Below are 13,714 nucleotides of genomic sequence, written 5' to 3'. Positions count from 1 at the left end.
TGAATTCATCAATTAAATGTTTTCATAAATAAATAAATAAATAAATAAATAAATAAATAAGTTTAGGAAGAATGTTTACCTTCCTTTATTCAAAAAAGAATTTCTGTTTACCAAAAGCAGGTTCCAGATCAGTAAGCCATGAGGCTGTGGGGGAATATTTTGCAAAGAATGGCCTGCGCACCCAGTTACTCTCACGTCCCTGCAGGAACTCAAGCATAAATACCTTTTCTCCTTTTATTTCCTGCACCCCGAGGATCTTGATCTTTCCGGGATCTGTGGACATGCTTGGTCCGCGAACGGTTCTTGCAAGCCCGCTTACGTTCTGGTATGCTTGCTGGAATATCTCCCAGGCTCTTGCCATTGGTACGTCGAAATAATGTTTCGCACCGGTGTTCCTTACCATGAACATGTAGTAGGGGATGCAGCCCAGCCGGGCCTGTTCTCTCCACATCTGCTCCCATATTGCAGGATCATCATTTATGTGTGCTATCAGAGGTGACTGTGTTCTTATCTGTGTGCCTGTTTCACGGATGTTCTGTATCGCTTTTTTCACGACATCTGTGGTAAGTTCCCTGTGATGGTTGAAATGTGCCATTATCGCCATGTTCTTCTGGTGGTCTGTAACATTGCTGAATAGGGATAGTATATCCTCGTTATCTTTGTCAGATACAAAGCGGTAAGGCCAGTAACTTAATGATTTGGTACCTATCCTTATGTTCTCAATGCTGCGGATGTCCGCTTCAAGGATCGGCTCAATGTATTTCTTGAGAAGACCTGCGCTCATGGTCATGGGGTCTCCTCCTGTGAACAGCACATCCCTTACTTCCGGATGTTCCTGAAGATATGCTATCAGAAGGTCGACATCCTTGCTGGAGAATTTCAGGTCGTCCATTCCGATGAACTGTGCCCATCTGAAGCAGAATGTGCAGAATGCATGGCAGGTCTGTCCCTGTGCAGGGAAAAAAAGTATGGTTTCATCATATTTGTGCTGCATTCCGCTAAGGACCTTCCCTTCATGTTCCGGGACATTCTTTTCAAGTTGCCCTGCTGGATGCGGATTCATACTCATTCTTATTTTCCGGACCTCTTCCTGGATCTCTTCTTCCGTAGCATCATTTCTTAAAAGTGTTTCCATCCTCTGGTAGTGATGTGGTAGCAGCATATGCCTGTTGGGAAAGGTCAGGGTATATATGGGGTCATTCGGTACGTCATCCCAGTTGATAAGTTCCTCAACTACATAGTTGTTGACGCGGAATGGGAGTATACGTGCAGCAATCTCTATTTCGTCCAGTTGATCCTTGTTCAGATCATTTATCTGTGGAATATCCTTGTAATTTGAAAGAGTATATGCAGAATACCTCTTTCTCTCAGCATCAATTATGTTAGAACCTCCATAGTTCGTTTTTTAGAAGGACCGAACGATCGGTCACTTTTTCTTTTGTATATCTCTAAGCATGTATTTCCAGTATTGATCTTTGAATTCGACTTGACCACAGCAAACGTGGTGTACTTTTTCTTCTCTATTATTGTGGGCCTGATTGATGTCGGCTTAACTATAGCAGATCGAATAAGGTCAATTTTTGTTCCGGTTATAGCATTATAATTGCAATGGATCGCTTGTATTGCAAGGTTTCTTTTTTAAAATCTTGTATAGCGGTTTTCAGTACGGCGATCGTTCGACTGATATTACCAAGTTCTATGGGGGGTTATTAGATATAAGCTATGGTCAAATTTACAGTTTTATTAAAATTATTGCAGATGTTCGGGGTTCTGCTTAATGAAATTCTTTTTAGTTTTGCAAATTTGTCCTATTGCACACTAAATCCTTTTTCGATAGCAACTGCGCGAAACGTTTAAGGGTATATGCTGCTTAATATGGTGCAAGCTAATATTTTCCTATCAAAGGTGGTAAGTTGAAAATAAAATCCAGAGTTCAACTACGAAAATCTGTAAAGAACAAACTACTGGCTTCCCTTGTATCCTCTTATGGCGATGTCATTGACAGGATCGCCGACAAAAAGCTGGAAAGTGCTATTGCAAGTTGGTTCAAGATCATAATCGTTGACGACGATGTCCTGTTCTTCCAGGCGGAGGAAGGGGATGAAATGTTCCCTACTGTCAAAGGTGTCCTGGAGTTTGGTATTGATCATCCTAAAGTTGTCGTTGATTCAGGGGCTGTAAGGTTCGTTGTCAACGGTGCGGATATCATGGGTCCGGGTATAGTGGCTGCTGATCCAGATATAAAGGAAGGGGACCTTGTGGTTGTAGCAGAGGAAACCCATGATAAGCCACTTGCTATTGGTCGTGCACTGGTCCCGGCAAGTGATATGGTGGGCAAGTCCGGAAAAGCAATAAAATCTATCCATTATGTGGGAGATGAACTGTGGAACCTGGAGGCATAAACTACTGGTGACGTTTTGTATCTGTAAAGCCATAATTAAAATATGATGAGGCTGAAGGATATAATCAGTAATATTGATGCTAGGCTGAAAAATCATTATATGGCTAATGGCTTAAATATTAAAAGCCTTAATACTGATAGTATATTCTAAATCTATTCACTGAATTTTAACACAAAGGTGTGGACTATGGCAAATTTCATGGACAAATTATTTGGAAGCGGATCAAAGGGTGCAACAGATGCTGACGAATATACCGAGCTTGACCTCGGCAAGTTCGAGCAGGAGATGGCAGACGAACCTGCAGAGACCTATATCAGAGTAGCAGAACTAACAAACCTCAATGAGCTTCCGAGTCTTAAGAAAGAGGTCTATGATGGCAACATTCTCATGATTGATATCTCCAACATCAAAGCCGACAAGCTCATGCTTGACAGGGCGCTCAAGGATCTCAAGGACGTTGTAATTGATGTGCATGGTGATATTGCAGGTATCAAGGACGACCAGGTGCTTGTCACACCAACCGGCGTAAAGATAGACAGGTCCAAGATAGTTGGTGGAAGGTATTGATCACAGAGAACGATTCCGGGGAAGGGTCCCGGAATTCATTTGAGACCAGGTCATCCTGCCCGCTCTGTAATGAGGACCTTATTATAAAGTGGCAGAGTGACGAGATCCCCTATTTCGGGGAAGTTATGTATATTTCCACTTCCTGCTGCAATTGTGGTTTCAGGTTCACTGATACCATGATTCTGACGCAGAAGGACCCGATTAGGTATGAGATAATGGTGGAGGGACTGGAAGATCTTAATGCTCGGGTGATCCGTTCCACATCAGGTACTATCCGTATTCCTGATCTGGGGATTGATGTTGAGCCGGGTTCGGTTTCAGATTCATATGTGACAAATATTGAGGGAATTCTGCAAAGGGTTCTTTCTGTTGTCGAAACAGCTACTGAATGGGTAAAAGAAGAGCCTGAGGCATATGAACGTGGTCTGGAGCTCCAGAAGTTGCTTGCTAAGGCTATGCAGGGTGAACTTCCACTGAAAGTGATCATGGAGGATCCTCTGGGCAACAGTGCCATCATTTCTGAAAAAGCGATATCACGTACCCTTTCTAATGAAGAGGCTTCTAACCTTCACACCGGTATGATAGTCTTTGACGTTGATTCTTCCGAACTTGAGATGGATTCTTCCGAGAAGGTCCAGCCGATCGGAAATGACTATAAATGATGCATGTATTTGCTGATACAGTTCTATCTAAATATTCTATTTAAATTATTTTGATCTTATTGGTGACATTATGGCCGAACAAGAAAAAGAAGCAGCGCTTCCTCCAAAAGAGAGTTTCAGTGAGTGGTATAACGACCTTCTGCAGGTAGCAGAGATCATGGATGTGCGTTATCCTGTGAAGGGTTCATATGTATGGTATCCTTTTGGTTTTTCCATTCGAAGGAATGTCTATGGAATAATTCGTGAACTCCTTGATAAGGATCATCAGGAAACGATGTTCCCTCTTTTGATCCCTGAAAATGAGTTCATGAAAGAGGCCGAACACATTAAAGGCTTCGAAGATGAGGTCTATTGGGTATTGAACGGGGGCACAACTCCTCTTGATGTGAAACTGGCACTTCGTCCTACCAGTGAAACTGCGATCTACCCTATGTATCGTCTGTGGGTGCGTTCACATGCCGATCTTCCACTTAAGTTGTACCAGATCGTCAATACTTTCAGGTATGAAACAAAGCACACCCGTCCGTTGATACGCCTGCGTGAGATCACTTCTTTCAAGGAGGCACATACCGTACATACCACATGGGATGATGCGGCTGCGCAGGTCGATGAGGCCATCAGGTTATATGTCGAGTTCTACAGGAGGCTCGCAGTCCCTGTTCTTCCGTCAAAGAGGCCTAATTGGGACAAGTTCCCTGGTGCCGATTACACGATCGCTGTGGATGCACTGATGCCTGACGGAAAGACATTGCAGGTCGGTACTGCCCACCATCTTGGTGATAATTTCGCAAAGACCTTCGATATCAAGTACGAGGACCCTGAAGGTGAGCAGGTATATGCCCACCAGACATGCTATGGTGTTTCTGAAAGATCCATTGCTGCCCTGATATCCATCCATGGTGATGACAAGGGCCTGATAATGCCACCTGAGGTCGCACCTGTGCAGGTCGTGATAATTCCTATCCTCTTCAAGAAGCCGGAGACTGTTCTGGCTGCATGCAATGAGGTAAAGGAAAGGCTAGAGGCTGCAGGCATAAGGGTGACGGTGGATGACAGTGACAAACGTCCGGGTTCCAAATACTACAAGTGGGAGATGAAAGGTGTTCCTCTGAGGATCGAGATCGGTCCGAGGGATCTTGAAAATGAAGCTGCGATGCTTGCAAGGCGCGACACCGGTGATAAGGAACAGGTCCCGCTTGCATCCATTGAGGAAGAAGTTCTCAGCAGGTTCGAGGTAATTCAGTCCTCCCTTCTGGAGAAGGCAAAAGAAGGTCTTGCAGCACGTATCTTCGAGTGTGAGACACTGGATGATGTACGTGAGAATGTCTCAAAAGGCATTGCACATGTTCCATGGTGCGGTGAAGAGAAATGCGGACTTGAGATGGATGAGCAGGTCGGTGCGGGTATTCTTGGGATCCCGACCGAACAGGATGATACTGGAAATTACAGGTGCCCCGTGTGTGGAAAGGATACCAGCATAAGGGTTTACGTTGCAAGGACATACTGATAGATAATACGAGGATGATCGATAATGGGATCTCTGATAGCTAATGATAGGAAACCAGAAAAGCCGCTTTTTATTTGTGTGCTGGCAAATACGGAGACTGCTTATATTGAAAAGATATCTGCAGCAGGGAAAACTGCCAAACTGACTGACTATACTCCGACAGGTGACGCAGAGCTTGTGGAAACAGGTGGCATAATCAGCACTCCTGTGCTTCCGATGACCCCTCCGTACAACACTCCGACACCTGGTCTTATCACTCGTGCATCCCTGCAACTGTCAAAGGTTCCTCATCTTTTCGTGAACTCAGGCTTAAAGATCGCTCCCAAGGTCCCATTCGAGGACCTTCAGGCAAAGCCTGGTGAGGATATCCGTAGGGAGATCGCTGTTCATGATGTTGAAGGTATCATTGAAAATGCACGTAAAGTGGGTGAGAGGATATGCAATGAACACGACATGTTCGTAATCGGTGAAAGCACTCCTGCCGGAACTACCACTGCAATGGGCGTTCTCAATGCGCTTGGATATGATGGTCACGTGAGCAGCAGTTCTTGCGAGAACCCTGTTGACCTGAAGCAGAGAGTTGTCTGTGAGGCAATGGAGGCATCCGGAATAATCCCTGGAAGCCTGCAATCCGATCCTCTGAGGGCGATCTCCTGCCTTGGTGATCCTATGATGCCTGCAGTTGCAGGTCTTGTGGAGGCTCTTAAAGGTAAGCGTGTGATCCTTGCAGGTGGTACTCAAATGGCAGCTGTGTATGCTTTCATGAAACATATGGGTACTGACCTCAGCAATGTTTCGATAGTGACCACCAGTTATGTTGCAGAGGACGAAAGTGCCAATTTCACAGAGATCATTGAAGCACTTGGTGCAGATATGCATGCTGTAGATCCTGGATTCGGACGATCTTCACACAAGGGCCTGAGGCAGTATGAGCTTGGATATGTCAAGGAAGGCGTTGGTGCAGGCGGTGCACTTTATCTTGCAGGTCTTCTTGGTGTGTCAGTTGACAGTATTCGTGAAGAGATCGAGAACATCTGTCTCGAGCTTGCTGACCTCATAGACGAGGAATAACTTACCATTTTGAGGGTTTGAATGTGCTCAGGCACATTTCAACCCGATCATTTGCCCTTCTCTACCGATACCTATATTATTGATGAGATGTATCTGAGGGGTGCAATCGCAAGGTTGCGGGGTTGTGGCCTAGCCAGGAATGGCGACGGGCTCCAGCGGATAAATGATGAACAACGGGTCTGCTGAGATCTACCCGACGGGGTAGGTCGGTGAGGAGCCGTTGGAGCACTGATGTGTGTTCTTTAAGAACATTTACTGTCATATGGCAGTGTTCGGAGAGACCCGTCGATCGTGAGTTCGAATCTCACCAACCCCACGTCCTTTCTTTTCCTTTTTCATATTAATTTCAAATAGCTCTGCCTATTTTTGTATTTATTATAATGCAAAGCTTTAAATGGTATGTTGTATGTACTAACCGATGTTTCATTGTCGGGATGAGAGTCCCGTAGGAGTGTGGCCTAATTAATTCTGGCTGAACCGTGAAACTAACATGAAACAAGGTGAAAAAAATTGTCAAAATCATTCTACAGCTATGTAAGGGATGCATGGAAGAGCCCAAAGGACTCATATGTTCATGAGCTCAGATGGGAAAGACTTCAGGACTGGAGAAAGGAAGGCTCTGTCACAAGGATCGAGCGCCCAACCCGTATAGACCGTGCACGAGCACTTGGATACAAGGCAAAGCAGGGTATCGTTGTTGCACGTGTAAAGGTACGCAGGGGTAGCATGAGGAAATCACGCTACATTCGTGGAAGGCGTACCCAGCACATGGGTAAGAACAAGATCACCGTCGGAAAGAGCATTCAGAGGATCGCTGAAGAGCGTGCAAGCAGGAAGTACCCTAACATGGAAGTACTCAACTCCTACTGGGTCGCTGAAGACGGTAAACAGAAGTGGTATGAAGTTATCCTTGTTGATCCAAGCCACCCTGTGATCAAGAGCGACAGGAACCTCAACTGGATCTGCGACAAGACTCACCACGGAAGGGCATTCCGCGGTAAGACCAGCGCAGGCCGCAAGGGCAGAGGTATGAAGAAGCGCGGCAAGGGTACTGAAAAGACCAGGCCAAGCATCAGATCAAACATTAACAGCAGCAGAAAGTGATTCACTATATCTCTGTGCGCGTAAGCGCACATGCTACTGAGGACGTGTCCAGGGTCCGAGAGGCTCTGGACCTCTTTTTATTGAATTCATTTGAGAAGGGTAAGTGCACTGATACTGGTGAGTATGTCGAGGCACTTGAAATCGAAGGTCACTATGGCAATCCGATCACCCTTTTTAGTTCTACTATCAAAAGAAAGCCTGATACAAAGGCCTTTGCGACCTTTGTTCGCAGAAACATGGCCGATGAGGATGTTAAGCTGCTAAGGAGTGAGATGCCTGACAGGCTGGATGAGGACCAGATGTTCCACCTGAGGTTCGATAAACAGGCAGCATATGGTGGCAAGGTCCTTTTGTCTTCTTCATCGGATGCTATCATTGTAAAAGTGAAGATCGAGACCTATCCAAAGGACCGCCAGCAGGCCGGGATAATTGTGGAGGAATTATTTGGCTGACCCTGTGTTCTATGATCTGTGTGTACACTGTGCACCTGATGGCAAAAGTACACAGGAGGAAATGGTTGCAATGGCAAAACATCTGGGTTTTACCGGTATGGCAGTTACCAACCATTCCAATTCTGAGCCGGTTGCTAAAACAGTCCCTGATGAAGACTTCAAGGTTTTTAGGGGGGTTGAGCTTGTGGCTGGTAATTCTTCAAAGCTCCACGGACTTGTTGGGAAATTCCGGAGTAAAGTGGATGTCCTCGCAGTTCATGGCGGCGATGAGGGCATAAATAGGGCAGCTGTGGAAAATCCGAACGTTGATATTCTTTTACATCCTGCTACTCCCAAAGGAAGTGGTTTGAACCACGTTCTTGCAAAATCCGCAAGTGACAACAATGTTGCTATTGCATTTGACATAGTTTCCCTGCTGACATTACGTGGCGGGAAGCGTGTGCATGCTCTTTCCAATTTTCGGGAGAACCTGATCCTCGCAAGGAAATATGATGTCCCGTTCCTGCTTACGAGCAATGCATCATTTTGCTATGAGCTTCGTGCCCCCCGGGAAATGATGGCAATGGCTACTCTTTTCGGAATGAGCCACGATGAAGCCGTAATGGCATTGAGCGAGACTCCTGCAGAGGTCATATCCAGGAGTCGCCGCGGCCGTAATTTCATATGTGAGGGTGTGGAGATCCTTGAAGATGAACTTTCAGTAAACGAAGGTGAGATTCAGTGAAGATCCTGCCTCCTACACAGCGTGCCAATAAGAGGTACTTTGCTTTTGAACTTATAGGCGGGGACGGCCTGGAAAGAAGTGATCTCCTTCGCGAGATATTCTCATGTGCAGGTGCTCTTGTTGGTGATATGGGTTCCAGTGAATGTGATATCAGATTACTTGATTTTGAGGATTCCAAAGGCGTTGTCCGCTGTGTTCGGGAAAGGGTTGACATGACTCGTGCAGTACTCGCTTCGGTAACCTCTGTCAATGGCAAACCTGTCATTGTTCATGTTCTGGGAATTTCGGGAACTGTTCATGGAGCAACAAAAAAGTATTTAGAAGGGTGTACGGTATATAGTCCTGAAGAAAAACCATGAACAGCCATATATAGAATAATTTAATTAAGTTATAATTGAACAAAGTGAATGTACAGAAACTCTATTCATACGTTTTTTAGAATCATGAAAGTAAATAGTAGGAGATAAAAGATCATGCAAATGGCACCACAAATGGGTTATGATAGAGCAATTACTGTTTTTAGTCCTGATGGAAGGCTCTTCCAGGTAGAATATGCAAGGGAGGCTGTCAAGAGAGGAACTACGGCAGCTGGCATAAAAGCAAAAGATGGTGTGGTTCTGCTGGTTGATAAAAGGATCACAAGCAGACTTATAGAGGCAGAATCTATTGAGAAGATCTTCCAGATAGATGAGCACATTGGTGTTGCAACATCAGGTCTTGTTGCAGATGCACGTGCGCTTGTAGACCGTGCAAGGGTCGAAGCCCAGATTAACATGGTCACATACGATGAGCCTATAGGTGTAGAGGTCCTCTCCAAGAAGATCTGCGATCACAAGCAGACATACACACAGTATGGCGGAGTTCGTCCTTACGGTACTGCCCTTTTGATAGCAGGCGTCGATGATAACAGACCAAGGCTTTTCGAGAGTGATCCTAGCGGTGCATTGCTTGAGTACAAGGCTACTGCCATTGGTGCAGGTCGCAACATATTCATGGAGACCTTTGAGGAAAAGTATGTTGAGGATATGTCCATGGATGAAGCTGTCATGCTTGGAATGGAAGCACTTTACAGGGCAACGGATGTAAAACTCGATGCATCCACACTTGAAGTTGGTATGGTCAGCCTTGAAGATCGCAAGTTCAGGAAATGCCCTGAAGATGAGGTTGCATCCTTTGTGGAACGCATTCTTGAAGAACACAAGGAAAGCACCGAAGGCGAAGAAGGCGAAGAAGTAACAGAAGAACAGCAGGAAGAGTGATTTATTTTTACATTGCTTAGTAACATAGGAGGGAGTAGAATATGGTATCACTTGATGAATCATTGGTTGCAAGGGTAAAGAAAGGCAGCGTAAACTATGAAGTGCTTGTAGATCCTGACGGAGCACTGGAGTTCAAGAAAGGCAGCGACGTAAAGATTGAGGATGTCCTCGCAGTCGAATCTGTCTTTGAGGATGCTAACAAAGGATACCACGTCGCTGAGTCTGATCTGTCCAGTGCATTCGGCACTACAAATGTGTTCGAGATCGCAGCATATATTATCAAGCACGGTGACCTCCAGCTGACAAAAGAGCAGAGGCAGCACATCCTTGAGGAGAAGACGAAGCAGATCATCTCCATTATTGCACAGAATGCCATTAATCCACAGACCAGGACACCTCATCCACCTGCCCGTATCGAGAAGGCAATGGAAGAGGCAAAGATCCACGTCGATCCCCTCAAGAGCGTTGATGAACAGGTGAACATCGTAATGAAGGCTATCAGGCCTATCATACCTATCCGCTTTGAGGAAGTGGAGATCGAGGTAAAGGTTCCTGTGGATTATGCTGGAAAATCCTACGGTGAGATCGCAAAGTTCGGTACAATACTCAAAGATAGGTGGGATAACGATGGATCCTGGGTTGCTGTTATAAAGATGCCTGCCGGATTGCAGAATGACTTTTACGGCCTTGTTAACCATCTGACAAAAGGGGATGCTGAAACCAAACTTTTGTAAGAGGCTAGTTCATGGATCGAAAAATCGTAATCCCCGGACAACTTCTCTCTGATGAGGAGAATATGTCCGGTGCGGGAACATACATAAAGGACGGCAAGGTCTATTCCTTGCTCTACGGAATAGCAAACGTCAAGAACAAAGTTTCAGTTGTACCTTTTTCAGGAAAGTATCTTCCTTCACGTAAGGATTTCATAATCGGTACTGTAATTGATGTGACACCTTCGAATTGGATATTGGAAACTGGTTCTCCTTATGACGGATTGCTTCATGTTTCCGAATACCCTAAACGTGTTGACTCCTCGGAAATGAGGAAGTATATGAATATCGGGGATTGCGTGATCGTTCGTGTAAAGGATGTCAGCAAGTCCATGAAAGTGGAGCTTACCATGCGTGAGCCTGGTACGAGAGTGCTGACAAAAGGCCGCATAATTGATGTAATGCCTGCAAAGGTGCCACGTGTTATCGGTCACAGCGGTTCCATGGTCTCGATCCTTAAAAAGGAGTCCGGCTGTGATATTTTTGTAGGAAAGAACGGTCGTATCTGGATCAATGGTAATGCAGGTGAAATGGATCATCTGGCAGATGCGATCAAAATGATCGAACGTGAATCTCATATATCCGGTTTAACGGATAAAGTGAGCAGGTTCCTTAAAAACGAACCCGAAGAGGTTTCTGTGTCGGATGCGGATGAGCTGATAGAGGAAGAAAGGTCATCTCTGCCCGCAAAGGAGGACAATGTTTCAGAAGAAACCTATCGTAAGGTCGATGCCCTTTTGGATGAGGATGTAGATGAGGCATGAGCCGGGCCTGCTGAATTATGGGAGTAAAGAGATGAAATTGGAGATTGAATATGAGTGATAAACCGGAAAAATTTATTGATGAGAACGGGATCCGTCTTGATGGCAGGCGTGTCGATGAGATCCGCCCGATGACCGTTGAGATGGGTGTCCTCTCAAGGGCAGATGGTTCCTGTTATCTTGAATGGGGTAATAACAAGGTCATTGCTGCTGTCTATGGTCCAAGGGAACTCCACCCACGCAGGCTTCAGCGCCCGGGTGAGGCCCTTGTTAGGTACAGGTACAACATGGCAGCTTTCTCTGTAGAGGACCGAATAAGGCCAGGCCCAAGCAGAAGAAGTACTGAGATATCCAAGGTAAGCGGAGAAGCATTCGAGCCTGTTGTCATGAAGCAGTATTACCCATCTGCTGTGATCGATGTGTTCGCAGAGGTCCTTCAGGCAGATGCCGGTACAAGGACGGCTGCTATCAATGCTGCAACACTTGCACTGGTGGATGCAGGTATCCCTATGAAGGGTCTGGTGGCTGCCTGTGCTGTCGGTAAGGTGGATGGTCAGCTTGTGCTTGACCTTAACAAACCTGAGGACAACTATGGTGATGCCGATCTGCCTATCGCAATGACAGAGGATGGTGAAATAACTCTGTTGCAGATGGATGGAAATCTCACCGTTGAGGAGATCAACAAAGGTATCGAGATGGTAAAGAAAGGCTGTGAGCAGATCTTTGAGATACAGAAAGCTGCTCTGATGTCAAAGTTCGGTACCGTTGAAGAGGAAGAGATCCTGGAAGATGCTGAACTTCAGGCTGAGCTCGCTTTGGAAGAAGAGGAAGGTATTCCTGAAACAGTTGAAGAAGAGGAAACTGTGGAAGACGTCGATGATCTTGAAGACGAAGAGGATACAGAAGAGGCTGAAGCTATGTTCGAAGAGGACGTCACTGAATTTGAAGTGACCGAGGATGAGGGCGAAGAAGAGGCTGAAGCTATGTTCGAAGAGGACGTCACTGAATTTGAAGTGACCGAGGATGAGGACGAAGAAGAGGATGAGGCAGCCGACGAAGAATACGCTGAAGAAACAGCAGATGATGAAAGTGCTTCAGTGCCTGAGGAAGAAGGTGAGAAATTATGAGCAATGAAGCGATGTCCAGACTTAAAAAAGATTATATATTCAATCTGGCTCTCAAGGGTCAGCGTGAAGATGGTCGTGCATTCGATGAAATGCGTGACATAAGGCTTGAGACCAATGTTATAGACAAGGCAGAGGGTTCTGCAAGGGTCTATTTTGGTGAAACTCAGGTACTTGTGGGTGTAAAGCTTCAGGTAGGCACACCTTTCCCGGATTCTGCTGACCAGGGTGTTATCATTACCAGCATGGAATTGAACCCGATCGCTTCACCGGACTTTGAAGCAGGTCCTCCAAGGGAGAATGCTATTGAAATGGCACGTGTGGTGGACCGCGGAATTCGTGAATCAGGCGCAATTGATTTAAACAAGTTGTGTATTACGGAAGGAGAAGAGGTCTGGATGGTCTTTATAGATGTCCATGTCCTTAATGACAGTGGAAACCTGCTCGATGCAGCATCACTTGGTGCAATTGCAGCGCTTATGACTGCAACGGTTCCGGCAGAACGTGAAGGCCGTGGCGAAGATATGAAGATGCCTATTCGTGAGATGCCTGTATCACTTACCTTTGTCAACGTCGGAGGTGAGTACTTCATTGATGCAAGCAACAACGAAGAGTCTATCTGTGATACAAAGATCACCATCGTTTCAAATCAGGACGGTTCTATCTGCGCAATGCAGAAGAGTGGTGCAGGCTTGCTTTCAGAAGAGAAATTCCTGAAAGCTGTTGAAAAATCATGTGAAATAGGCGCTAAGATAAGGGAGGAGCACCTCCTCAACATATAAGTTCGATCGATGTTCATCGTAGCAGCTCATAACGATTAATTCGATCATTATAACCCGATTAATAAGGAATCCCTATCAAGGAGACGATTATAATGGCAAAAAAATACTCAAGGAAAGGACGTGTGTCCCGATCTGCAGGAAGATTCGGTACACGCTATGGTAGAAGAGACCGTAAGTTGGTTGCGGATCTTGAAGAAAAGATGCACATGCCACACAAGTGTGCAAACTGTGCACGCCTGACTGTTAAGAGAGTTGGGACTGGCATCTGGAAATGTAAAAAATGTGGATATACCTTTGCAGGTGGCACATACCTTCCAACTACTACAGTAGGTAGTACTGTAATGAGGTCTGTTAAGAAAGCCACTGAACAGGTAGAGTAATCATATGGACTATAAGTGTACCCGATGCAAGCGCCCGGTCGAGATCGACTATGAATATACAGGTATCCGCTGTCCTTACTGCGGACACAGGATACTTGTAAAGGAAAGGCCACAGGCATCGATCAAAACAGTAAAAGCCGAGTAAGAAG

17 protein-coding genes and 1 tRNA gene are annotated in these 13,714 nt (G+C 45.7%); 17 read left to right on the top strand and 1 reads right to left on the bottom strand.

The window, feature by feature from the left end:
• Positions 1 to 85: 85 nt before the first annotated feature.
• Complete coding sequence (locus ACR3I3_RS11445) at positions 86 to 1,135, bottom strand: KamA family radical SAM protein (protein ID WP_440952375.1); 1,050 nt, start codon at positions 1,133 to 1,135, stop codon at positions 86 to 88.
• A gap of 778 nt (positions 1,136 to 1,913) precedes the next feature.
• Here ACR3I3_RS11445 and ACR3I3_RS11440 point away from each other — a divergent pair.
• From ACR3I3_RS11440 to ACR3I3_RS11360, 17 genes are all read left to right on the top strand, one after another.
• Complete coding sequence (locus ACR3I3_RS11440) at positions 1,914 to 2,402, top strand: RNA-binding protein (protein ID WP_440952374.1); 489 nt, start codon at positions 1,914 to 1,916, stop codon at positions 2,400 to 2,402.
• A 186-nt stretch (positions 2,403 to 2,588) separates the two neighbouring features.
• Entirely contained in the window at positions 2,589 to 2,969 is a 381-nt protein-coding gene (locus ACR3I3_RS11435) for a cell division protein SepF (RefSeq protein ID WP_440952373.1), read from the top strand.
• Entirely contained in the window at positions 2,966 to 3,631 is a 666-nt protein-coding gene (locus tag ACR3I3_RS11430) for a ZPR1 zinc finger domain-containing protein (RefSeq protein WP_440952372.1), read from the top strand. The genes ACR3I3_RS11435 and ACR3I3_RS11430 overlap by 4 nt, the downstream gene beginning before the upstream one ends.
• 70 nt (positions 3,632 to 3,701) lie before the next feature.
• Positions 3,702 to 5,138: a proline--tRNA ligase gene (gene proS, locus ACR3I3_RS11425; protein ID WP_440952371.1), complete on the top strand. Its 1,437-nt coding sequence runs from the start codon at positions 3,702 to 3,704 to the stop codon at positions 5,136 to 5,138.
• Between the two features lie 24 nt (positions 5,139 to 5,162).
• Positions 5,163 to 6,209: a nicotinate mononucleotide-dependent phosphoribosyltransferase CobT gene (cobT, locus tag ACR3I3_RS11420; RefSeq protein ID WP_440952370.1), complete on the top strand. Its 1,047-nt coding sequence runs from the start codon at positions 5,163 to 5,165 to the stop codon at positions 6,207 to 6,209.
• Positions 6,210 to 6,327: 118 nt separating this feature from the next.
• Positions 6,328 to 6,525 (top strand) — tRNA-Trp (locus tag ACR3I3_RS11415).
• A 194-nt stretch (positions 6,526 to 6,719) separates the two neighbouring features.
• Entirely contained in the window at positions 6,720 to 7,313 is a 594-nt protein-coding gene (locus ACR3I3_RS11410; RefSeq protein ID WP_440952369.1) for a 50S ribosomal protein L15e, read from the top strand.
• Entirely contained in the window at positions 7,310 to 7,765 is a 456-nt protein-coding gene (locus tag ACR3I3_RS11405; RefSeq protein ID WP_440952368.1) for an RNA-binding protein, read from the top strand. The genes ACR3I3_RS11410 and ACR3I3_RS11405 overlap by 4 nt, the downstream gene beginning before the upstream one ends.
• The gene (gene rnp3 / locus ACR3I3_RS11400; protein WP_440952367.1) at positions 7,758 to 8,489 is read left to right on the top strand and encodes a ribonuclease P protein component 3; all 732 of its coding nucleotides are present in this window, start codon (positions 7,758 to 7,760) and stop codon (positions 8,487 to 8,489) included. The genes ACR3I3_RS11405 and rnp3 overlap by 8 nt, the downstream gene beginning before the upstream one ends.
• The gene (locus ACR3I3_RS11395) at positions 8,486 to 8,848 is read left to right on the top strand and encodes an Rpp14/Pop5 family protein (protein WP_440952366.1); all 363 of its coding nucleotides are present in this window, start codon (positions 8,486 to 8,488) and stop codon (positions 8,846 to 8,848) included. Before rnp3 ends, ACR3I3_RS11395 begins: the two co-directional genes overlap by 4 nt.
• Positions 8,849 to 8,962: 114 nt before the next feature.
• Positions 8,963 to 9,748, top strand: coding sequence for an archaeal proteasome endopeptidase complex subunit alpha (psmA, locus tag ACR3I3_RS11390; protein WP_440952365.1), 786 nt, complete (start codon positions 8,963 to 8,965; stop codon positions 9,746 to 9,748).
• Positions 9,749 to 9,789: 41 nt separating this feature from the next.
• Positions 9,790 to 10,482 carry a ribosome assembly factor SBDS gene (locus ACR3I3_RS11385; RefSeq protein ID WP_440952364.1) on the top strand — a complete coding sequence of 231 codons (693 nt, stop codon included), beginning with the start codon at positions 9,790 to 9,792 and terminating at the stop codon, positions 10,480 to 10,482.
• Between the two features lie 11 nt (positions 10,483 to 10,493).
• Positions 10,494 to 11,282: an exosome complex RNA-binding protein Rrp4 gene (gene rrp4 / locus ACR3I3_RS11380; protein WP_440952363.1), complete on the top strand. Its 789-nt coding sequence runs from the start codon at positions 10,494 to 10,496 to the stop codon at positions 11,280 to 11,282.
• A gap of 50 nt (positions 11,283 to 11,332) precedes the next feature.
• On the top strand, positions 11,333 to 12,406 hold the full coding sequence (rrp41, locus tag ACR3I3_RS11375) for an exosome complex exonuclease Rrp41 (RefSeq protein ID WP_440952362.1): 1,074 nt from the start codon (positions 11,333 to 11,335) through the stop codon (positions 12,404 to 12,406).
• A complete protein-coding gene (rrp42, locus tag ACR3I3_RS11370) occupies positions 12,403 to 13,185 on the top strand; it encodes an exosome complex protein Rrp42 (protein ID WP_440952361.1) in 783 nt (260 codons plus the stop codon). The genes rrp41 and rrp42 overlap by 4 nt, the downstream gene beginning before the upstream one ends.
• 92 nt (positions 13,186 to 13,277) lie before the next feature.
• Positions 13,278 to 13,565: a 50S ribosomal protein L37ae gene (locus ACR3I3_RS11365; RefSeq protein WP_048204984.1), complete on the top strand. Its 288-nt coding sequence runs from the start codon at positions 13,278 to 13,280 to the stop codon at positions 13,563 to 13,565.
• Positions 13,566 to 13,569: 4 nt separating this feature from the next.
• The gene (locus ACR3I3_RS11360) at positions 13,570 to 13,710 is read left to right on the top strand and encodes a DNA-directed RNA polymerase subunit P (RefSeq protein WP_081955744.1); all 141 of its coding nucleotides are present in this window, start codon (positions 13,570 to 13,572) and stop codon (positions 13,708 to 13,710) included.
• The last annotated feature ends 4 nt before the right edge of the window (positions 13,711 to 13,714 follow it).

Source organism: Methanococcoides mangrovi (assembly GCF_052057775.1).
Lineage (GTDB): Archaea > Halobacteriota > Methanosarcinia > Methanosarcinales > Methanosarcinaceae > Methanococcoides.
Note: the sequence above shows the minus strand (reverse complement) of the source record. Positions and strands in the feature narration are given on the sequence as shown.